Raw genomic sequence first — 274 nt, forward strand, 5'->3', positions numbered from 1 at the left:
GGCCCAGGCCACCGATGCCGCTGGCAACAATGGACCGTCTTCCACGGCTGCCTATGTCGATGCTGTCGATCCGGCTGCCCCGTNTGCCTATGTCGATGCTGTCGATCCCGCTGCCCCGTCGGTCACCGTCACCGGCAATGGTGACGGTACCATCACCGTCACGGGAACCGCAGAACCCGGTGCGACGCTCACCGTCACCTATCCCGATGGAACGACCGGGTCGGTGATCGCCGATGTCACCGGGCAGTACAGCATCACCTCGCCCGGTGTGCAG

Source organism: Rhizobium sp. Root483D2, from assembly GCF_001426685.1.
GTDB lineage: Bacteria > Pseudomonadota > Alphaproteobacteria > Rhizobiales > Rhizobiaceae > Pararhizobium > Pararhizobium qamdonense.